The sequence below is a fragment of the Phyllobacterium sophorae genome (assembly GCF_003010965.1).
GTDB classification, from domain to species: domain Bacteria; phylum Pseudomonadota; class Alphaproteobacteria; order Rhizobiales; family Rhizobiaceae; genus Phyllobacterium; species Phyllobacterium sophorae.
Genome location: NZ_PGGM01000012.1, coordinates 200,339 through 221,470, shown reverse-complemented (window position 1 = coordinate 221,470; position 21,132 = coordinate 200,339). Strand labels below are relative to the sequence as shown.

At 59.3% G+C, this 21,132-nt stretch carries 20 protein-coding genes and 1 pseudogene; 10 read left to right on the top strand and 11 right to left on the bottom strand.

Annotated elements, in window-relative coordinates:
- Window positions 1-179 precede the first annotated feature (179 nt).
- From CU103_RS22860 to CU103_RS22840, 5 genes are all read left to right on the top strand, one after another.
- The gene (locus tag CU103_RS22860; protein ID WP_106666327.1) at window positions 180-890 is read left to right on the top strand and encodes a ParA family protein; all 711 of its coding nucleotides are present in this window, start codon (window positions 180-182) and stop codon (window positions 888-890) included.
- Window positions 887-1,261, top strand: coding sequence for a hypothetical protein (locus tag CU103_RS32220; RefSeq protein WP_106666326.1), 375 nt, complete (start codon window positions 887-889; stop codon window positions 1,259-1,261). The genes CU103_RS22860 and CU103_RS32220 overlap by 4 nt, the downstream gene beginning before the upstream one ends.
- A 240-nt stretch (window positions 1,262-1,501) precedes the next feature.
- The gene (locus CU103_RS22850; protein WP_106666349.1) at window positions 1,502-2,704 is read left to right on the top strand and encodes a DUF1173 domain-containing protein; all 1,203 of its coding nucleotides are present in this window, start codon (window positions 1,502-1,504) and stop codon (window positions 2,702-2,704) included.
- A gap of 69 nt (window positions 2,705-2,773) precedes the next feature.
- Complete coding sequence (locus tag CU103_RS22845) at window positions 2,774-3,040, top strand: WGR domain-containing protein (RefSeq protein WP_245448952.1); 267 nt, start codon at window positions 2,774-2,776, stop codon at window positions 3,038-3,040.
- 67 nt (window positions 3,041-3,107) lie between these two features.
- A complete protein-coding gene (locus CU103_RS22840) occupies window positions 3,108-3,422 on the top strand; it encodes an HU family DNA-binding protein (RefSeq protein WP_280954621.1) in 315 nt (104 codons plus the stop codon).
- Between the two features lie 44 nt (window positions 3,423-3,466).
- Here the strand turns inward: CU103_RS22840 and CU103_RS22835 are convergent, their stop codons facing one another.
- Window positions 3,467-3,778 carry a DUF736 domain-containing protein gene (locus CU103_RS22835; protein WP_106666324.1) on the bottom strand — a complete coding sequence of 104 codons (312 nt, stop codon included), beginning with the start codon at window positions 3,776-3,778 and terminating at the stop codon, window positions 3,467-3,469.
- 271 nt (window positions 3,779-4,049) lie between these two features.
- On the opposite strand from CU103_RS22835, the gene CU103_RS22830 reads away from it, so the two are divergent.
- On the top strand, window positions 4,050-4,304 hold the full coding sequence (locus tag CU103_RS22830; RefSeq protein WP_106666323.1) for a hypothetical protein: 255 nt from the start codon (window positions 4,050-4,052) through the stop codon (window positions 4,302-4,304).
- A 268-nt stretch (window positions 4,305-4,572) separates the two neighbouring features.
- Here the strand turns inward: CU103_RS22830 and CU103_RS22825 are convergent, their stop codons facing one another.
- Both CU103_RS22825 and CU103_RS22820 read right to left on the bottom strand, forming a co-directional pair.
- Window positions 4,573-5,517: an ArdC family protein gene (locus CU103_RS22825; protein ID WP_106666322.1), complete on the bottom strand. Its 945-nt coding sequence runs from the start codon at window positions 5,515-5,517 to the stop codon at window positions 4,573-4,575.
- Between the two features lie 296 nt (window positions 5,518-5,813).
- On the bottom strand, window positions 5,814-6,398 hold the full coding sequence (locus CU103_RS22820; RefSeq protein ID WP_106666321.1) for a hypothetical protein: 585 nt from the start codon (window positions 6,396-6,398) through the stop codon (window positions 5,814-5,816).
- 1,041 nt (window positions 6,399-7,439) lie between these two features.
- Here CU103_RS22820 and CU103_RS22810 point away from each other — a divergent pair.
- Window positions 7,440-7,671: pseudogene (locus CU103_RS22810) on the top strand (BrnA antitoxin family protein).
- A gap of 369 nt (window positions 7,672-8,040) precedes the next feature.
- Here CU103_RS22810 and CU103_RS22805 read toward each other — a convergent pair.
- Together CU103_RS22805 and CU103_RS22800 are read right to left on the bottom strand one after the other, a co-directional pair.
- Window positions 8,041-8,940, bottom strand: a complete 900-nt coding sequence (locus CU103_RS22805) for a DUF3991 and toprim domain-containing protein (protein WP_106666319.1) — start codon at window positions 8,938-8,940, stop codon at window positions 8,041-8,043.
- A 612-nt stretch (window positions 8,941-9,552) separates the two neighbouring features.
- The gene (locus CU103_RS22800) at window positions 9,553-10,464 is read right to left on the bottom strand and encodes a LysR family transcriptional regulator (RefSeq protein WP_106666318.1); all 912 of its coding nucleotides are present in this window, start codon (window positions 10,462-10,464) and stop codon (window positions 9,553-9,555) included.
- Between the two features lie 130 nt (window positions 10,465-10,594).
- Between CU103_RS22800 and CU103_RS22795 the strand changes: the two genes are divergently transcribed.
- The 3 genes from CU103_RS22795 to CU103_RS22785 all read left to right on the top strand — a co-directional run bounded on the left by CU103_RS22795 (window position 10,595) and on the right by CU103_RS22785 (window position 13,542).
- Window positions 10,595-10,828, top strand: a complete 234-nt coding sequence (locus CU103_RS22795; protein ID WP_106666317.1) for a DUF2798 domain-containing protein — start codon at window positions 10,595-10,597, stop codon at window positions 10,826-10,828.
- Window positions 10,825-12,273 carry an MFS transporter gene (locus CU103_RS22790; RefSeq protein WP_106666316.1) on the top strand — a complete coding sequence of 483 codons (1,449 nt, stop codon included), beginning with the start codon at window positions 10,825-10,827 and terminating at the stop codon, window positions 12,271-12,273. Before CU103_RS22795 ends, CU103_RS22790 begins: the two co-directional genes overlap by 4 nt.
- A gap of 474 nt (window positions 12,274-12,747) precedes the next feature.
- A complete protein-coding gene (locus CU103_RS22785; RefSeq protein WP_162707157.1) occupies window positions 12,748-13,542 on the top strand; it encodes a DUF899 domain-containing protein in 795 nt (264 codons plus the stop codon).
- A gap of 584 nt (window positions 13,543-14,126) precedes the next feature.
- On the opposite strand, the gene CU103_RS22780 is transcribed toward CU103_RS22785, so the two are convergent.
- From CU103_RS22780 to CU103_RS22750, 6 genes are all read right to left on the bottom strand, one after another.
- Window positions 14,127-14,930 (bottom strand): transporter substrate-binding domain-containing protein, encoded by an 804-nt coding sequence (locus CU103_RS22780; protein WP_106666315.1) that lies wholly within the window; start codon window positions 14,928-14,930, stop codon window positions 14,127-14,129.
- A gap of 124 nt (window positions 14,931-15,054) precedes the next feature.
- Window positions 15,055-15,741 carry a DUF6064 family protein gene (locus CU103_RS22775; RefSeq protein ID WP_106666314.1) on the bottom strand — a complete coding sequence of 229 codons (687 nt, stop codon included), beginning with the start codon at window positions 15,739-15,741 and terminating at the stop codon, window positions 15,055-15,057.
- Window positions 15,741-16,658, bottom strand: a complete 918-nt coding sequence (locus tag CU103_RS22770) for an aldo/keto reductase (protein ID WP_106666313.1) — start codon at window positions 16,656-16,658, stop codon at window positions 15,741-15,743. Before CU103_RS22770 ends, CU103_RS22775 begins: the two co-directional genes overlap by 1 nt.
- A 460-nt stretch (window positions 16,659-17,118) precedes the next feature.
- Entirely contained in the window at window positions 17,119-19,410 is a 2,292-nt protein-coding gene (locus CU103_RS22760) for a xanthine dehydrogenase family protein molybdopterin-binding subunit (protein WP_245448951.1), read from the bottom strand.
- Window positions 19,411-19,418: 8 nt separating this feature from the next.
- Window positions 19,419-20,405: an FAD binding domain-containing protein gene (locus CU103_RS22755; RefSeq protein WP_106666310.1), complete on the bottom strand. Its 987-nt coding sequence runs from the start codon at window positions 20,403-20,405 to the stop codon at window positions 19,419-19,421.
- 3 nt (window positions 20,406-20,408) lie between these two features.
- Window positions 20,409-21,077 carry a 2Fe-2S iron-sulfur cluster-binding protein gene (locus CU103_RS22750; RefSeq protein ID WP_106666309.1) on the bottom strand — a complete coding sequence of 223 codons (669 nt, stop codon included), beginning with the start codon at window positions 21,075-21,077 and terminating at the stop codon, window positions 20,409-20,411.
- Between the last annotated feature and the right edge of the window lie 55 nt (window positions 21,078-21,132).

Below are 21,132 nucleotides of genomic sequence, written 5' to 3'. Positions count from 1 at the left end.
TGCATGTGTTTCGAGTGTGGGTTTATGGCGTGTGGAATATATTCCACACTGTAGCTCGCGCCCATACATCAAAAACCCACCTGTTACAGATGTGAATATGTTGTATTCATTTTTGGCTTGCATTGTTGCGCCAATTCGAGGCATGATGCGCCTGTCATCACCACCATACGGACGCGATCATGACACGAACCTATGCGGCGGTAAGCAACAAGGGCGGAGCGGGAAAGACCACGCTGGTGACGCTGCTGGCGGGAGAATATGCGCTGCGCGGTGAACGCGTTCTCCTCATCGATGCCGACAATCGACAAAATCTGTCTGGCTGGTGGAGGTTGTGCGCGGAGAAAAACAGCGTTCCCGACCATATTGAAGTCACGGTCGCTTCAACGCAGCGGTCGATCGAGCAAGCAATCGACAACCTCGGCCGCGCTTTCGATCTCGTCATTATTGATGCGCCGGGCGTTGACAGCTCCTTGCTGACGACGATCATCCATTGCACCGACCTGGTGATTTCGCCCATCCAGCCGGCGATTAAGGAACTTGAGGCGGCAGGTCAGGCCGTCGCTGCGGTCAACGAGATCAACGACCAATTTGGTTTGAATATCGCTCACTTCAATGTGCGGACCCGCATCTCGGTGCCTGGGCGAAACCTCGAAGCTTACCGCTACATCAGGCCCTTCGTCGCCGGTCTTGTCGCAGCACAATATCGCACGCTCCTTCTCGATACGGAGCTGTTCGAGCGCAACATCTATCGTGAGATCCAGAATGGGCTTGGAACCCTGCAGATGCAGGACCTGACGGATCCGGTCCGGAAAGCTCGGGCCGAGGTTCAGGGCCTTGTCGAAGAGATAGAGCAGCGGCGATCATCCAGGACTTTTGGGGATGCCGCATGAGCAAGGCACGGCTTGATCTGAAGGATTTCTCCATCGCGTCACGCAGGGCGGAGTCGAAACCGCAAGTGATGCCGGGGGCGATTGGGTCTCGTCCCGCTACCGACACACATGTTATGCCGATGCTGCCGAGGCCGAGTGAGGTGCAACGACGAGAGACGGCCGAATCACGCGCGATCGCACAGGAGGACGTGCGTTATAGTCTGAAAAACCTGCAGCGCGCAAAACAGCGCAACGTCAAATTCTTCATCAATATCGCGCTGGACTATGAGATGAAGGCCCGCTTGCAGCGCGCGGCGCTGGAAAACGATGTGAAGATGACCGCAGTGGTGAAAGCGGCTCTCGATTGCTACCTGTCGGGAAACGGCTACTGACGGTATCGGGGTGGTGTTGCTTGCGACGATCCGGACTCTACCTTGGTCAGGCAGGTCCTTTTCGGCGCGCGCTCCAATTTGAGGCGGTGAGTTCCGTCTAGATGTGCCGATGCTCGCCGCACGACGTTACACGGCCTTTCCCCTCGAAACCAAATCCACCGGCACGGAGCAGAGGGATTTGATTTCGTGTGCCACCATGAACGTCGAAGCCGTTCATCCAGTCGAAGGAGGCAAGGTGTGGTGAGACGGTTTCATATTGGAAATGGAATTTATGAAGAAGGGACGGACGATCTTCTCGAACGGCTAACCGCAGCGTACGAAACGAAACTCCGCCCTTTGTGCCTTTGCCGGAGCCCTGGTGTGCCCATGTATGTCGCCCGCATAGGCGATCAATTTGTGGTCAAGCGCATGCCACTCAGCGGCGGCACACATGATCCCCAATGCGAGTCCTACGAATCCCCTTATCAACTGACAGGGTTGGGCCCTCTAATAGGGAGCGCCATCCGGATCGATGGTGCGACCGGGGTCGCTGCCTTGAAGCTCGATTTCTCCATGACGAAGCGCGGGTCGCGGACTTCGGCCGAGACCAGTGGGGCGCTAAGTCCGGCAACGGTCAAGAAAGAAGCACACGAGCTCTCGCTTCGCGCGCTCTTGCATTACCTTTGGCATGAGAGTGGACTGACCGAATGGACATCGCTTTGGACCGGTAAGCGGCATTGGTGGCATGTTCGCAGCCACCTTGTCGAAGCCGCAAGGACCATGACGGTGCGGGGAAAACCACTGGTTGATCGATTGTTCGTCCCCGAACCGTTCCGAGCAGAAGACAAGACGGCAATCGAGCAACGTCGCGCAGTGGCCCTGGCCGATATTCGCCAGCCCGCGCCCGGCCCAAGAAGGCTGATGCTGCTGATTGGCGAGATCAAGGAATTCAGCCAGGCGCGAAGCGGTCGCATGGTCGTCATCAAGCACATGCCGGGCTTTCGGCTTTTCATTGACGAAAGATCATGGAAAGCGTTGCAAACGCGCTTCAGCGCTCAGCTGGAGCTGTGGCAGGCCAATGAAGCCGCCCATCTGATTGCCATCATGACGATCGGCTCGACGGGGTCCGGGCTGACAATGATTAGTGAAATCGCCTTAATGACAGTGACTGGGGAGTGGCTTCCGGTGGAGAGCGTCTATGAAGAACGCGTACTGGAGAAGTTGACCAAGATGCGGCGCAAGAGCGTCAAGGGCCTGCGTTTCAATTTATCGTTGTCCCAGCCTGTCGCGATTGCGATGCTACCCGAGGCCAGGCCCGTGCCCGTTGCACTTTATGCCGTCCCGCCCAGTGCCGGTGCCGACTTCGAATCTGTGTTGGGTGAAATGATCGACGCCCGACCCGACCTACACGCCTGGGTCTGGCGAATCGACGACGGAGACATGCCGGACCTGCCGCAGGAGTGATGTGTCGAGCAATCATCAATGATATGAACCGGTCGTGTCCAATCGATTCAAAACTCTCGTTGGACATCGATGGATTGGCTGACGATGCTGTTGGCCATGACCCAGCTTGTGCCCCAACTCTACTGTCAGCGCATTGACCCTAGCAAGAACATGGCACGCTATTATACGCTGTACCTTCAGCAAACGCTGTTCGGCGAGACATCGCTGGTGCGATGCTGGGGGCGTATTGGCGCGCGCGGACAGGAGAAGATTGACGTTTTCGCAGGTGAGCGAAAACCCATTGGCCTGTTTCTTCGGGTCGCGCGCCTGAAGCGGTCAAGCGTTACAAAACAGTGAGAAGCTGTGGAAATCTTAATAATTGACGAACGTGACGTCAGGTTCGCAATGACAAAACCTGCCGCGACTGGAAAGATTTCTCCGTAAATCAAGGAGGACAAAAATGACAACAACGAACGAAATCGCCGACAAGATCGCGGGCGAGCATGGACTGACCAAGGTGCAAGGCAAGGCTGTGGTTGAAGCCGTCTTCGCAGCCATCACCGCCGCCTCAACGGCGGGCAATGAGACGTCCATACCGGGCTTCGGAAAATTCAAGGTCAAGGACACTCCGGAGCGCGAGGCGCGCAATCCGGCGACCGGGGCGAGCATCAAAGTGGCCGCCGCGAAAAAACTGACCTTCGCGCCTGCGAAAGCACTCAAGGACACGTTGAACAAGTGACAGGAGATAAGCCCCGCCTGCGCAGCGGGGCCTTTCCTTTGGGGCTATCGGCGCGTGTTGCGTGACCAGATAAGCTGCAAGCCTTCCTGGCCCTGCACTTCGGTGAGTGTCGCGTAGATCGGAGCGGGGAAGCTCGGGTCGTCGAGCTTGACCGAGATATAGTCGCGTTCGCTTTCGCGCGCCTGTTTCTGCCAGCCGGCGCCGAACTCGACAGTGCCTGCCAGAACCCGGAAGTCGGGAGCGTCGTCGGAGGTGCGGTCGACCCGGACGATCTTCGCCTTGACGTTGAGGTTGAGGGTCTTGATGGTGCCGGAAAAGCCGTTGTCGGACGGGATGAAAGAACCGATGGTTGCCATTGTCGTATTCCTTTGTCTGTTGGTCGGGGCCGCGCCCATCGTGGCCTCGATGGCAGTCGATCAGACCGGGGACGATCGGCACCGCACCTGACAAGGCCGCAACGACGTGAAGGACGGCCATGGGCCGAGGCTTTCTTGCTTGGCGAGGAATGACGGCGCAGCCGGCAGGGGAAGAAAACGGGCCGGCCGTTGCGGGAGGACGATCGAGCCGAGCACCGCGAGGCGGTCTCCGGTCAGACATGCCCCATCGCGGCCGCTGGGGGCGAGCCTTATGCTGACGCCAAAGGAAATAGACGATTGCCGCCATCGGCGCGCAGCCGCCTCGGCCGGCATTCGCTATACGCCATCCTGCCCCTCGCCCGGCAGGCTTGGCCTCCGGCACCGCACCAATCGGTTGAACCCGAATGACAGCAACACTGGTGCTTGGAGCAACTGCGCGGGCTGGGTCATGGCCGATGATCCGGTGAGTGATCGGGGCGTAGCGCGGGCCCGCACCTCAGGAACCCTGCAAGGCTGCGTCTCGTAGGGTTTCTGCCCCAGAAGGCGATCCCATGAGCCTCAAGGAGCGGTGTGGCAACGGCCAATGGACGTGCCCAACCCCGATTCATGTCCGAGAAGGTGAAGGGATTCATTCGCCGACCTCCCGATTCAAAGCACCCATACGTATGGCATGCGGGCAATTGCAATTGCGGCACATGCCCTGCCCCAAACATGCCGCAACCACAAGGAACGATGAGCTGCCGAAATTGAGGTTGCCGTGCAGTTCACAATATGCACGAACGGAACAACCGCCATTAGACAACCGCGCGAAAGGCTACCAACTTCTGTGGCTGCAGATCGTGGAGATATGCGACCGCTTTCTGGGCATGCGCGGCGGCCGAAAAGATGAACCGTTTATCATTCTTCAATACCTCGAGCCAGGACGCAATGTAGCTTGCATGATCCTCTCGCGGTTCCATCTCGGGCGCGATCCCGAGATCGGCGCACAGAAAAACCGCGCCAAGTTCGGCCACGAGCTCTTCGCGGGCGCGCTCCGTCTGGTCCTTGGCGTAACGCGATAAATCGCGGTCGATCCGGTGTTTTGCGCCGGTCCAATGCACACTCTCATGGGCCAGGGTTGCATAGTAGGATTCGACGTCACGGAAGGTTTCGATCGGCGGCATCTGGATGAAATCCGGCTCGGGCGCATAGAAGGCCTTGTCACCGCCGTGACGGATGAGGGATTGCGTTGCAGAGAAGAAGGCATCGGCCTTGGCGATACGATTCAAGCCAGGTTTGATATCTTCCGCAGGAATGAGCCGGTATTCATCGGGCAAACCATCGATCTGTTCAATATTGAACACGGTGTAGGCCTTGAGGAATGGGATGTCGCGCTCCACTTCCTCACCGTTTTGCATAGTCTTGGTCTTCTTGACACGGCTGGCATAGACGACCGTCGATCCGGTCTCGCCCTTGCGGACATGCGCATCGAGTTCGGCTGCCTGACGGAACGTCATCCACGTTGGCGATCGGTACCCGCGAACGACCGCCTCTGACCACAACAACAGAACATTGATGCCGCAATAAGGCTCGCCATTGTGCCGAAGGGGCCGGGTGATCCGTCCATTCAGATGGCCGGCGCCCCATGGCTGGACCCAGGGACGAACGCCTTCCTCCAGCGATGCCACGATGCGATCGGTGATGCGGATGTAGATATCAACGCGCGTTTCCTGACCGCTTTTGCCGTTTTCCTGGCTCATTTTCCTCACCTCGATTTAACGACCGCGCCCATCGCGGTCCGTCACGGGCGGTTAAGGAGCAAAGGCCGCGGACGGCGCACCCGGTGGCGACATTCGAGATTCCAGCAGAAGAGATCCGGGCCGAAACGCAGTGGAGGACGGCTTGCCGTTGCGCCGGCATAACGCCGGCCGAAGCTAGACCGCAATCCGGGACGCGCCGCGTGACGCGACAAGCGAGCACCCAAAAGAGCCGGCGCCTCGCAGCGCCGACCGTTTCAACTGGAAAAGAGAAGTGGGGCCGAAGCCCTGCATGAGATCTATTCAAAGGCTGCCATCTGGGCGCTGACGGCCCTTTTGTCAACGGATGAGCCGGGCTGTTCAACCGTGCGCTCGTAGGGTTTCCAGGCTTCGCCGGTGATGCTTTCATAGGCGGTAACGACCCCTTCGGCTGCCATTCTGAGACAATGGGCCTGCAGCCCCATGCCGGCGGCAAACTCCCGCTTGCGTTGGGCGCGGCTGTCAAAACCGACCGGGCCTGCCAGATCTTCGTCACGATAGTCGTTGGAGAGTTTGCTGGTGAGGTCGCGCGCTACTGTCACCGAGCGGCTGTAGAATTGCCCGGCGCCATAGGCGGAACTGACGAAAGACCCGGCGATGCGCTGCATGTGGATCTGCATGGCCTTTTCGCCGAGCCCATCCTTCAGCGCTTCGGCACTGTCGATCAGTTGCGAACGATGCAAATCGCGGATGCCGTCGCTATCGATGACAGCAAGACCGAAGCTTTCGCAGATGCGTAGCGCCTGGGCCGTGTCCGGGCAGGCGTGCCTGACCATTTCGAGGGTGGTGGCGCGCCGGGACTTTGCGGGTTGAGCCTTTTGGGCAGGGCGGGAAGTGTCGGTCATGATGGGATCCTTATCTGCGATGTTTCAGCCAAGCCCGCGGCTACCGGTCGTTCGTCCGGCCCGGTTCCGCGGGTGCGGTCGCAACGACATGGCGCTTGCGGCCCGGCCCAAGGTCAGGGCACTGCAAGATCGGGCGAGGCAGGGTTGCGGATCGGGCTAGCCGCTCTCCGAGCGGTTTGCGACAGACGCGGCCCTGCCTTGCGCGGTTGCAGTGATCCTGCCGCAACGCGGCGCGACAGCGGCCTTTGACCGGGACGTGCCCATGTCAGACCGCAGCAAACACAAAGGAACCGGGCCGGGCGGATGACTGTGCCCAAGCAGGATTTTCGGCGATCACGCGCAAGGACCCCACGACGGCCTGGCACCGTACCGACCTTGACATTCACAGCAGTCCCGTCGTCTTTTCTGCCTGCGCCGTCGCCAGATACGCCTGCCGACACGCCACTCAATGGCCGGCAGCGAAGGCCTGGGCGAAGCAGCGGCCGCTATCCTTCCATCTCTCAACGACGATGTCCGCGAGATGCGCTTCAGAACGTCAGCTTGCTCAGGACAGACTTTCGATCACAAGAAACGTCGCTGAGTACATTTGAGGTTCGCTGAGGAGGCATCTACTGGTGCAGGACAGGGTGATGACTGACTTCCAGAAAGCTTGCCGCCGTTCGACGCTGCCAGCACTGGCCGCGGCGTTGGCCTGGCGTTGCTCTGCCGCCTTGTGGAAGTGCTCGGCGTGTCATCCTGCGGCGTGTCGGCAGCAGGTTGCTCAAGGGCAGTCTCGCTCGCCTCAATGGAGCCGTAACAGACTGCCCACGCCCCTTTGTTTGTCGGATCGCCGAAATCGGGTATGGTGCCCGGACCGGAAATCGAAAGCTTCTCCAACCCTCTGACAAAGGGCTGCGGGAAGTCCAGGACAATTCCGGGATTAGAACGATGCTGAATCGGAGTAATCGGTGTCACCGGCCCAAGAGGGCGCCCGACTCTTGCGGGAGCGTCCTTTCGATCCCGACACCTCATCGCTGTTCTTGCGAATGGAAAGTTAAACTTATGGCAAACCCGCCGCTGACCCCTCAATCCAATGGATGCCGCCGAAGCATTGTTCAAACCGGGGAAAAAGGTAGCTGCGCCGGCGCTCGAACGGCCGGCGTTACCCAACACCAAGGAACTCGTTTCGCTCAAGATCGACAGCGACGTCCTCGCGTATTTCCAGCAAGACGGTCCCGGCTGGCAAGATCGCGTCAACGATACATTGCGGATCGCGATGCGAAGCAAGACCTGACGATATTTTGAGCAAGGTGCCCCCCTCCGGCCGCCGTGTGCGACAGGAAGCGGTGGCGCTTTTCTCAACCAAATTGATTTCATCGGCCACGGAGGCATTGGGACAAAGCGTCAGAAACTCACGGGCGCTACGGACGCGATCGGTGGCGGCGGCTGCGTTGATCCGCCAGAAACTGCAGGCACGGACGGGTTAGCTTCTCGTGGGCCGCAGGTCGGGGCTCGCCAGAACTCGCAAGCTTCTTTCAGGCAGCGTTCATGGCGCGGAGCGACCGGGTTTCCCGCTGCCGGGACGCAATAGCCGCCACGTCCGACCTTCTTGATGCGTTTGATCACCTCCTTGCCGCGCCGGCCCCGCGAGCAGCAATCGTTCTTATCCCCCTGCCCTTTCTCGCAGGACGTCATTCCAATCGTCAGCCTGCGGTCTCAGCCGCGAGAACCCGCAACCCATCGATGTCGCGATCTGACGGATGCGATCGGCGAACGCTTCTCCTTGCGGATTGGCATCCGTGGCGGCGACAAGATGCATGTCAGCTGCGCTCGCGGCATGTTCAATCTCGCCGACGGTGCGCGGCGACCATCCACCTCCCGTGCTGACGTACAAGGAATCGGGTCGCATGCGCTCCAGGGCAGCCAGGCTCATGGCGTCGATCGCGGCCTCGGTCACGCATATACGCCCTGCGCCCTGGTTGCCAATGCGAAACAGAGCCTTGGACCCTCCGGCCGAAAACCCCCGCCAATCCGGGCCGCGCTCCTCCCAGCCGGTCATGCGCCATTGCCGATCGACGTGTCTTGCCCACATGCTGCCTAGCGGACCCTCGCGAACGACGTCCTGATCAATGGCGGCCCCCAGGACACTGACAGGAATGCTGCGAACCTGACTGAGATAGTGCCAGCTTGGCGAGGATAAGCAGATTTTGCGCCGCCTTTCCCAACGATCCGCGATCGCAGTGAACCGCCGCGGAGCGGGGCTCGGCGGCCACCATATATTCTGTGCACTGCGGACGTTCACAAGCCTGCCGATCTTTTCCAGGGCTTCGGGAAATCCGCAGCCGTGAAGGTGGGAGGCCAGAGCGAACACGTCGCCTTTTTTGTCTGACAAAGGGTCAAACCACCCCCGGCCCTGATGAATGACAATGATGACGCTGTCGCCGCGGCGATACTTCACCGCACGCCTCGTACTTTCCCGCCGATCGATCGCGAAGGCTGCATCCTCCAATACGGCTGTGCAGAGAACCTGCTGGCGCAGCCGGTCAATCTCTTGCTTTTCCATTTCGTCTCCTTTTTTGTCCTTGCCTCCCCCTTTTCGGGAGCCATCCGATCCCGCGCCGCGAAGACCAAATGGTGCAAGGGCGCGATTGGACGAGGGACGCTCGTGACAAGCCGGCCGCGGCGTAGCCTCCCTTGCGCTATTGAGGGCGCAAGCGGCATTTCTTGGACGCCACGAACCGCCTTGGCGCAGGATGAGCCGCATGCGAGTAGGGGAAGCGTGAAGATTGGATGGGCGCGGCTTCAACGGAGCAAACAGCCCAGCCTGCGAGGACGACGCGCCCTCAAGGGTGTCAGGGAGTGCAACGGCCAGGAACAATCCGACGCGCCGGACGAGCCTGTCGGTAAGGACAGCTGGATCCTTTGTCGGGCCGCAAACGTTGGGGTGCTGCTTTGGCTGAAGCTGACTTGCAGTTGGAGATCGAGTTGATCCTTCACCGGTAACGCTCGGCTGAGCACCATCGAGAAGGGAATGCACCTGTGGCCACAACACGTCCGGGGCCCAGGGGTCAAGTCGACCACATAAGCTCGTATCATAACGAAGTCTTCAGATGCCTGGGACCGACTTGAAATGGCGCGGTCATCCTCGCGAAATCACCGCAGCCTTCGGCAGCTCTTACGCGTGGATGAATGGTGGGTGGTTCGCGCAAGCATCCCTTACACACCCCCGCAGCCAGCGATGGGCAGGATCGGCATCCAGCCGCGGGTGCCAGAGCAATGAAACCATGACCTGCGGCGTTGAGACCGGAAGGGGAAAACTATGCATTCCGGAGCGCAGGTTTCCAGTATGACGCTCGGGAACACTGGCGATCAGGTCGCAGGCCCGAGCGAGAGCCAGCGCGGCGGAAAAGCCGCCGACAATCGTGACGATCTCCCGTTCCAGTCTGAAAGGAATCAAGGCTTCATCAATGGGCCCATTGTCGAGCCCGCGCCGCGAAACGCTGATGTGCCTGCCAGCAGCATAACGGGAAGGCGTGATTTCGCCCTGGCTCAGCGGGTGCCCCTTTCGCACGACGCCGATGAAGCGGTCTCGGAACAAAGGCTGCGCACGCACCTCGGGACTCGTCGTCTTTCCCGCAACACCAGTTTCCAGATCGACCGTCCCGTCGCGAAGGGACGCGCTGTCTTTGTTGGATTTTTGGACAAAGCGCAGCCGCACGCCTGGAGCTTCCTTGCCAACGCGGGCAATGAGGTCCGGTCCGAAATTCTCCACAAAGCCTTCGCTGGTCCGCAGCGTGAAGGTTCGATTGAGTTGGCGAAGGTTGAGGTTCTCGGCAGGGCGTAGAACCGCTTGCGCGTCCTGCACGAGCTGACTGACCCGCTCGCAAAGTTCGAGGGCTCGTGGGGTGGGAACGAGACCGCGACCGGCCCTGACCAATAGCGGATCGCCCGTCGTCTCACGCAACCGTGCCAATGATCGGCTCATCGCCGATGGGCTAAGCCGCAACCGCCTGGCCGCGCGCGCCACACTCCCTTCTGCGAGCAGCACATCAAGGGTTACCAGCAAATTGAGATCGGGTGTCGACATCCATCGACCTTAGCACAGTCGCTTCACGATGTGGCGTCAAATGCACGAATAAAGTGCAAATGGTGCGTATTCCGCCATGTGAGGCAACGGACTATGTAGATGGGAGTTGCAACCAAGGAATCATGTGCCCATGTCCGCCCGCTTTGCGCCTGCAGTTTTCGGTTTCGTTTCCTCCTGCTTCATGTCCTTGCTCATCACGGCAATCGCCACTTTGCGCAATGCCCGGTCCGTTGACGATTGTTTCAGCATCAGGGCCGGTGCATGGCGAACGCCATGGATCATCGCGTTGCCAGTCATCCTGGTCATTATTCCCTATGCGTGCCGGATTGTCGGCGGTCTGATCAAAGGCGCGGGAAAGGCATGATGATTTTCGCAAGGCAGGATGCCGTTACCTCAGGCGCCAGGGTTCCGGCCCGGTGGGCGCTCGCCAGCCTTTCGCTCTCCATGTTGCTGTCCTCGCTCGGCACCAGCATCGCCAATGTTGGCTTGCCGACGTTGGCACAGGCCTTCAACGCGTCCTTCCAGGAAGTCCAGTGGATCGTCCTTGCTTATCTCCTCGCCATCACCACCCTGATTGTTGGCGTCGGGCGGCTCGGGGACATTGCCGGCCGCAGACGGCTGCTCCTTGCGGGAATCTTCCTGTTCACTCTGGCTTCCGCCTTCGGCGGCCTTGCCCCGACGCTCTGGCTGCTGATTGGCGCCCGGGCGGTGCAGGGCATCGGCGCGGCCATCATGATGGCGCTCGCCATGGCCTTGGTTGGTGAGACGGTTGCGAAGGAAAAAACCGGAAGTGCCATGGGGCTGCTTGGAACGATGTCCGCGATTGGCACGGCGCTCGGTCCGTCGCTCGGCGGCATTCTGATCGCCGGATCCGGCTGGCGGGCAATCTTCCTCATTAATGTGCCGCTGAGTATCGTTACGTTGCTTCTCGCTTACCGCACTTTGCCAATTGACACCCAAGCGCCAAAGACCGGTCGGGCCGGTTTTGACATTGCTGGCACGCTCCTGCTTGCTTTGACCCTCGCCGCCTACGCCCTTGCCATGACAATCGGGCGCGGTCGTTTTGGTCCCCTGAATACAGCTCTGTTGCTGGCCGCCGTGTTCGGCGTCGGCCTTTTTGTGCGCATCGAGATGAGAGCAGCATCGCCTTTGATCCGGTTGACGATGTTTTTCGATCCACGCCTAAGTGCGGGCCTTGCCATGAGCACGCTCGTCTCGACGGTCATGATGGCGACGCTGGTGGTCGGCCCGTTCTATCTCTCCCGTGGTCTCGGCCTCAACGGGGTCCTGGTTGGCATCGTGCTGTCGGTCGGTCCGCTTGTCGCCGCGCTGGCCGGCATGCCGGCCGGTCGCATTGCAGACCGCTTTGGCACCGAGCGGATGACCATCGTTGGGCTTACCGCCATTGCCGTCGGTTGCTTGGCGCTATCCTTGTTGCCGGCGATGCCCGGCGTCGTCGCCGGCTATATCGCGCCCATTGTCGTCATCACCTGTGGTTATGCGCTGTTCCAGACAGCCAACAACACCGCCATCATGACGGATATCAATCCGGACCAGAAGGGCGTCATTTCCGGTATGCTCAACCTGTCGCGCAATCTCGGGCTCATCACCGGTGCATCTGTCATGGGCGCTGTGTTTGCGCTCGGGTCGGCGACGATCGACATCACAACAGCGCATGCCGAGGCGGTTGCCAAAGGAATGCGGATCACGTTTGCAGTGGCGGCATTTCTGATGGTTGGGGCGATCGTGATCGCGGTCAAAGGTCAAGCTGCCGCGATACGCGGATCGCCCGCTGCAGACGTGTCATGACGCACTCTGACACGCGGACGGATCCAGGTTTTCGCACGGATGCAGACGACATCGACGACGCAGACAGCGGCACAACAAGGGCCTGCTGGCAGCGAGACATGAGATGAGGTGCGTTGCTCGACCTTAAGCGGCAGTTCGCTCGTCCTCAGGCCGGACTCGTTTGTGCCCAACTTGGACGTTGACCGCATCAAATCGCGTTGCGGAAACACGCGTTGCCGGGACCCCGGCGCCTCAAAGCGCGAGCGTGGGGTTCTGCCGTGCAGCGCCAGCTGTCAAGGCGCCGAGGGACCACCTGCTTTGAGCGTGCGCGAGGCGGAGCTCGCCAGCTACGCCATTTAAATACCGCCACACTTGTTACTCCCACCATTCGATTTCCAGTGCCAAACTATCGCACGATCAACAGCCAGCGATGCGTAGCGGCGGCAATCGCCACGAGGACGCAGAACCTGCTCAAATCAGGAGGTGTAAAAAGCCATGACGACATCAGCCGAGAACGGAAAAAAAGGCGCACAGCCTGCCATGCACACACCACCGGTCGTTTCATCGCAAGTGTGGGAGAGGGCGCGCGAGCAGCTGCTCGTGAAGGAAAAGGCCCAGACCCGCGCCCGTGACGCGCTGGCTGCCGAGCGGCGGCGAATGCCGTGGATGGCCGTGGAGACGGCATATGCGTTCGAGGGGCCCGCGGGCAAAGCCAGCCTGCGCGATTTGTTCGATGGGCGGCGGCAGTTGATCGTCTACCGCGCTTTCTTCGAACCGGGAGTGTTCGGCTGGCCCGACCAGGCTTGCCGGGGCTGCTCCATGGTGGCCGATCAGGTCGCCCATGTCGCCCACCTGAACGCCCGCGACACCACTCTCGTCTTCGTTTCGCGTGCCCCCCAGGCGGACATCGCGCGGCTGAAGGCGCGGATGGGTTGGAAGATGCCGTGGTTCACCCTCACCGACCGTTTCGACGCCGACTTCGGCGTGGACGAGTGGCACGGCACGAACGTGTTCTACCGTGATGGGGAACGCGTGTTCCGCACCTACTTCATTAACAACCGCGGCGATGAGCAGATGGGCAGTACCTGGAACTATCTCGATATCACGCCGTTGGGCCGGCAGGAGGTCTGGGAGGACTCGCCCGAGGGCTATCCTCAGACTCCGACCTACAAGTGGTGGAACTGGCACGACAGTTACGTCGCAGACGCAGCGCCCGACAAGAAGTGGGTCGAGGTGTCGGATGCCGGAGAGGCGGCCTTCCGGAACCAATCCCCGGGCACGAAGCCATGAATAATGCCGGCCCCGCTGGATCCAACCGGCGTCACGGCCGCATGAGGCGTCCGCGCTCGGCCGCAACGCGACGCTCTGTCAGCAGGCGGCGCATGCACGGCTCCGGCATGATATGAACCTTTCACCCCGTCAGGCGATCGGGTCAGCGAAACATTCCCTGCGTGGTCAATCAATGAACGTCGTTCAACGAACGGGACAACTTTAAACTGGATTGAAAAAAACACCGTCACTTGGCACAGCCGAAGCGCGCCTGGGGGTAATATCTGTGCAATAACCAAGTATATCACGCCGCATGGGTTTACAGGGATGCTGGCTTTCTGAAATACTTTGTCATCCTCCTGCTTCCCAGCCGACCTGCTTTTTGCACATCGGCCAGCTAACACCAGCTCATTCTCCCTGCGGGCTGGTGTTTCTTTGTAAAGCTCTGCGCACACGTCTTTGCCCCTCAGTTGAGCAGATGCGGGCACCCCCCTGTCGCACCGCGGTTTCTCTCATCGCTGCCTTTATCAGGCCTTCACGTTGCAGTATGAGGGACTATCGGCGGCCACTGCGGCACTGCCATTGGATCGTTTGATAAAACGGCGCTACTTGACGTGCGCGTCGTAGATGCGGTCGAACTCACCCGTCGCCTTGGCAAGATGCACCCATTGATCGACATATGCCTTGAAGACCACGGCCCCCTTAGGCAGCATATAACCCATTTCGCCATATTGGAGCGGCTTGTCGGGATTGATCGCGCAAAGGCCGGGATGAAGCTTCTGCTGGAGTTCGGTTTCTACCGATTCTGCGATCATAATGTCGGCCTTGCCATCGAGGATTTGCTGGAAGATCGTGACGTTGTCCGGGTAGATTTCGATTTTCGCGTCGCTGAGTTTTTCACGCACGAATTTCTCGTTGGTCCCGCCGGGATTAACGATCACGGTCACATCCGGCTTGTCGATGTCAGCGATCGTCTGGAACTTCGTCTTGTCCGCGCAGCGCGCGATGGGCGCCTTGCCGTTAATCAGGTAAGGCTCGCTAAAGAACACCTGTTTCTGGCGTTCCAAAGTCACCGAAATGCCGCCCATCGCAATGTCACATTTGCCGGCGGTAAAATCGGGCAGCAGCGTCTTCCAGGTCGTCTCCACGAATTGTGCCTCTACCCCGAGTGACCTTGCCAGAGATTGCGCCAGATCGATATCGATACCCTGGTAGTTGTTTGCAGTCTTGTCGTGAAAGGTGAAGGGCTTGTAGTCGCCGGTGGTACACACGCGCAGCTTGCCGGTCTTGACGACCGCATCAAGCTGGTTTTCGGCGTCAGCGTTCTGCGCCGTCGCCGGAGCGGCCAACAGTGCCACAGTCAGGGCGGCGGCGAGCGCGGCGACAAACCGCGAGGCAAGAGCTTTCATGGATTGATCTCCGTTGGACTAGCGATTCAAACTTCAAGAAATGGCCGGCAAAGGTCAACAGGTTTTTCCCGGCGCGATCACGGCGATCCTGACGGCGCAGACATCCCGCGCAGGCGCCTTGCAGTTATCCTGTATTGGGTGGACTGCGTCGCAATAATGCAAGCCGAACACCGGTGGTCAGGACGACGGCAACCGCTGCTAGAGCCAGCCATGCCTGTCCTGATCCCATAGCCGATAGTGTCAAGCCGGTTATGAAACACCAAAGAACTGGAATGGGAAAAAGGAGCGCAAGATACCGACCGCGTGCGAGAACCAACAATCCCAGCGTTCCTATCGCCGTTGGATCGGGGGCCATACCGAAAAGCTGCATCTGCCTCCACGGCGTTCCCGAAAAGACGGGGAGCACGGGATAGAGCAGGAGCGCGCTGGCTATGAGCACCAAACCGCTCCAGCCTGCAAAGCCGCGTTGCGTAAAGACAAGTCCATCGGAGGCAATGCCGACGATCAGCAGCAAGATGGACTGAAGTGCAAACATCGGAGCGACGTAGGCCATTGCCCAATTGATGGTCGCATAGCGATTCCAGACAAACGAATATCCAACAATGGCCCACAGAAGAGCAAGGATGATTGCAATCCATCGACCATGGTCCTTTGGCCGCCAGATGACCAAAAAGACCATCGCGAAACCGGCGCTTAACGTCAGAAGCGCCAAGGGCCACATCTGAGCATTTTGCAGTTCGAACATGCGCCAATAGACGCGCGGCGAAAAGAGAAGCAGGTCAGCTGGCCGGTAACTCCACCATTGCGCCATCAAAGATCCTGCACGTAGGACACCATCCTTGTGCGCATGGCTGGGTCCGGCATAACGCCCCTGGCAGCATCAACATTCTCGCGCACATGATCGACGCTGGTTGTTGCCGGAATGGCGACAGTGACAGCCGGGTGCGAGACAATGTACTTCAAAATGAACTGCGCCCAGGTGGAAGCGCCAATTTCCGCTGCCCATTCGGGCACGTCGTCACGCGCCAATCGGCGGATGAGCCTTCCCTGCTGGAACGGCCGATTGACGATCACGGCTATGCCGCGTTCCGCAGCGAGCGGAAGCAGCCGCTGCTCCGGCTCGCGGTCAACAACATTGTAGCTGAGCTGCACAAAATCGAGCGGCTGTGTGCGCATGATTTGTTCCAAAAGATCATGGCGTCGCCCATCAGACGTCGTGACCCCGATATAGCGCACTTGCCCAGCCGTCCTCATGTCAATCAGGGTTTTCAGATGCGCCTCCCAGCTAAGAAGATTATGGACCTGGACAAGGTCAAATCGCGGTACACCCCAGTAGCGACGTGACCGTTCGATCTGTTCAGGGCCGCTCGCGCCGGACGAGGTCCACACCTTGTCTGCCGAAAACAGCGATTTGGGATGGCCCAGCTTTTCAAGGCCGTATCCGATCACCGGTTGCGATGAGCCATACATCGGTGAGCAATCGATCATGTGTCCGCCTGCTGCAAAGAAAGCCGCCATCACCTGCGCGCATTCGTCCATCAAGGCGGTATCATCGCCGACATTGAAAGTGATCCAGCTCCCGAGGCCGACAGCTGCAATTGCCTCACGGGACGAGGGAATTTGCCGTGCTAGCGGCTTACTTGGCTGTGCCGTTGTCAGCGACGGGGATATAACGCCTGCACCCGCGATCAACGCACCTTCGAGAAACATCCGCCGCCCAATTCGCATGCGTCCTCCTTACGGCAATAATCTCCGCAATCCCTCGCGTCACAAATCAGTATGAGGCTCCAGCCCAAGACAGGCTGATCAGACCGATGAGGATCAAGGTCATCTGCTCGCACAGGCCCTGTATTATACAGGAAGTCACATCAAGTTCATGCCGAAACCAAAGTCACCCCGGCTTGGCATTGATTCATATCTGTGGACGTCGTTCGGATGCATGCATTGCGGGGTATAGAATGGCGCAAAGCGCGTGGGCCGGCTGCTCCAACGAGGCCTGTCTTACCGCAAGGGGTAAAACTGATTGGGGTTCTGCCGATAGATCAGACACGCGAAACCCTCCTTCGATCGTCGCAATCAAAACGGCAAGGAGCGCGATGCTGACCAGATACCGTCTCCCAAGATTGTTTGTCTCTTCGATCCGATCGCGGAGGTATTCAGGCTCACACTCAATATTGCGACGCATGGATCAGCTCCCGTCTGCTAACGACGCGTGCACCGGCAGAGCGGGCAAAATTTTGTCCAATGTGACCGGAAACGCGCGGATACGCGCGCCTGTGGCGTTGAAAATCGCGTTGGCAATGGCTGCACCGGCGCCGCAAACACCCAATTCTCCGATGCCCTTGCTGCCAAGCACATTGGCGTTGGGATCAGCTTCCCCCAGGAATATGACGTTCAAGTCCGGCACATCGGCACTCACGGGGACATGATACTCGGCAAGGTCGTGATTGAGGAAGTGACCGTGCCGGGCATCGAGAACACTTTCTTCCATGAGCGCGGCACCTATGCCCCAAATCATGCCTCCGATGATTTGGGAGCGTGCCGTCTTGGGATTGAGAATTCGCCCTGCACCTATAACGCTCAACATGCGGCGTATTCGCGTTTCTGCGGTATCCATATCCACAGCGACCTCGACGAAATGCGCGCCGTAGGAATGCTGGGAATAGTTGCGATAGTTATCACCCGCCGCCTCGACCGCGCCTTGCGCATCCAATCCGTGCGGCGCTACAAGGGCCATGAGATCCGCAAGGCGCACCGACCGACCGCCTGCCCTGATAGCAGCATTCACGAAGTCGATGCGATTGTTGCTCAGGCCATAAAATGGTGATGCGACTGCCTCGCGTGCAGATGCCACTATTTTCTGCTTCAATGACTCGCAGGCATTATGGACTGCAGACCCGGCACTGGCCGCCCCCCAAGACCCGCCAGATCCGGCGGTGCGCGGGAAATTGCTGTCACCCAGTTGAACGTCGATTGCCGCTACCGGAAGGCCAAGACTGCTGGCCGCGATCTGCGCGAGGATCGTATAGGTCCCCGTGCCTATATCGGTCATATCAAGCTGGACCGTGACCTTTCCCCTCCCGTCTATTCTTACTCTGGCCTCAGATGCGCCAATATAATTGGGCCGGATGGCTGCCGCCATGCCAAGACCGACAAGCGTGCGCCCCTCCCGAACGCTCCCCGGCCTGGCTTGTCTTTTCTCCCAGCCAAATCGCCGTGCGCCCTCCTGCATGCACTCGACGAGATTGCGCGTGGAGAAAGGAATGTTGCGCTCAGGGTCGATGGCGGGTTCATTGCGTATGCGCAGTTCAATTGGATCCATGCCGATCTGAGCCGCCAATTCGTCCATCGCGCATTCAAATGCCAGCATGCCCGGCGCTTCACCCGGCGAGCGCATCCACTCACCGCGGTTTGTGTCCACCTTCACCAGACGATGACGCGTCATCCGATTGGGGGCAGCATAGAGGGATCGTCCGAATACAGCCGTCTGTTCGCAGAATTCCTCAAAACGTGATGTGGCCGAACACACATCGTGCGCAATACCTGTCAATCGGCCTTCACGGTCGGCGCTTAGGCGCACTGATTGGATCATCTTTGCCCGGTGGCCCGCATTGGCAAACATCTGTTGTCGCGTCAGGGCAATCTTGACCGGGCGCTGCAATTCCCTCGCCGCCAGCGCTGCCAGCACAGTGTCAGGATGCACGATTAATTTGGAACCGAAGCCGCCCCCGACAAACGGACTTACAATACGCACCTTTTCGGCCGGAATTTGCAAAGTGCTTGCCATGCCTGCGCGGAAATTCGCCAGCGTCTGCGCACTGGTATAAATCGTCACCGCATCGCCGGACCAGACCGCCAGCGTGGCGTGCGGTTCCATTGGATTGTGATGTGCGTACGGTGTCGTATAGATTGCATCGACTTTGACGGGGCTGGCAGCGAATGCCGCTTCAAAGTCCCCGACAAGCGAGTCTGTTTCAAACCCGGCATTGGTGCGCTGCGGCGCATAGGCGCTGGCAAGGTGCCCGCGCAGATCATATGCGCCCTGCTCGCTTGCATACTCAACTGAGATCAATCCCGCCGCCCCCCGTGCCGTCTCAAACGTTTCGGCAACGACCAACGCGACAGGTTCGTCAAAGTAGCGAATTTCGTCGGTTGAGAGCATGGGACGCGCACGTGTAAAGACGTCACGCACCGTTGGTGTGACGGCCGGACCAAACGCCGGCTGTGTCGGGGCATTCTTGTGGGTCATGATGTGCAAGACGCCCGGCACTTTTTCGGCATATGCCGTGTCTATCGCAGCGATACGGCCACGCGCGATGCCGGCCCCGAGAATATAACCATAGGCAATATGACCTTCAGCTTGATGCTCATAAGCGTAAATGGCGCGGCCCGTGACCTTGCTTGCGCCATCAACACGATCCATCGGCTGGCCAATATGGGTTTTTCCGCCGTCCGCAAACGCTGGTGTTGAATTGGTCATGATTTTCCTCATCCGCGTTGCGACACAGCAGCGAGCACCTGTTGTATCGTCCGCTTTGCCAAGGGGATTTTAAAGTCGTTTCCGCCGCGACCCAATGCATTGGCCAGGGCAGCATCTGCGGCTTTTTCGAACACCTGTGCGGAAGGTTTCTTGCCTTGCAAAAATGCTTCCGCCTCGGGGGAGCGCCAAGGCTTGGCTGCAACGCCGCCAAGAGCAAACCGCGCCGCTGCGATTGTATCCCCCGCCATATCGACAACCGCCGCAACAGAGACCAGTGCGAAAGCGTAGGATGCGCGGTCGCGAACCTTGCGATAGAGCTGTCTGCCTTGCTTGGCCGGCGGCAGAACGACCGCCGTAATCATCTCGCCGTATCTGAGGTCGGTTTCAATATGGGGAGTGGAGCCCGGCAATCGATGCAGATCGCCGATATGAATTTGTCTTGCCGTGCCATCGATGTCCGTCGTCTCGACGGTCGCATCCAAAACCGACATGGCGACCGCCATGTCGGAAGGATGGACAGCAATACAGGCATTGCTGGATCCGAGTATGGCATGCATGCGATTGAAACCCCCAAGGGCGGCGCAGCCAGAACCCGGCTCGCGCTTGTTGCAAGGCATGTTTCGATCATAAAAGTAATAGCAGCGTGTCCGTTGCAGCAGGTTGCCACCTGTGGACGCCTTGTTGCGGATTTGCCCAGAAGCCCCCGAGAGCAGGGCTTGTGCCAGAACCTGGTAGCCCGACCTTATCCGCGGGTCGGCGGCGAGTGTACTGTTACGCACCTGTGCACCGATACGCAGTCCGCCCTGCCCCGTGTCCTCAATGCGGTCCAAAGGTAGCCTGTTGATATCCACCAGATGCGCCGGTTGCTCGATTTCCAGCTTCATGAGGTCGAGCAAATTTGTGCCGCCACTGATAAATTTGGCGTTCCGGCCGGCAGCGACACCTGCAAGGGCATCGCCCGCATCCAATGCCCTTTGATAGGTAAAAGGCTTCATGTCTCAAACCTCAGTGGCCGCATCGCGGATCGCGGCGACGATGTTGGGGTATGCTGAACAACGGCAGATATTGCCGCTCATGCGTTCGCGAATTTCAGCATCGGTTAAAGCGATGGTCGTGGCGTTAAGGTTTTGGCTGGCGTGGCTCGGCCAGCCGTCTTTGGCTTCCTGCAGCATCCCGACGGCGGAGCAGATTTGACCCGGGGTACAGTATCCGCATTGAAAGCCGTCATGCGCGACAAAGGCAGCCTGTACCGGATGAAGCTTTTCGCCGGCGGCCAATCCTTCGATCGTCATGATGGTGTCGCCTTCGTGCATCGCCGCGAGCGACAGGCAGGCGTTGATCCGCCGGCCGTTCACCAAAACGGTGCATGCTCCGCACTGTCCATGATCACAGCCTTTCTTGGCGCCCGTTAAACCGAGATGATTGCGCAGCGCATCCAGCAGTGTCGTTCGCGGATCGAGGCCAAGGGAATAGTTGCGCGAATTGATGTTCAAAGTGATCTCGATAGCGTTAGCGGCTGTCATCCCGGTATCTATGGGCGCGTTTGCGGCGACAGCCATGTGACGACCCATCGCAGGAAATCCCGCGGTGAGGACGAAACCCATCGCTGCACCGGATTCCAATATTGTTCGGCGTGTCGGGCCCTGTTTGCGCGACTGTTTTTCCATTGCTTGTCTCCTTGGAGCTTCCAATGATCGAGGGGGTACTGCCGGGGCAACCCCG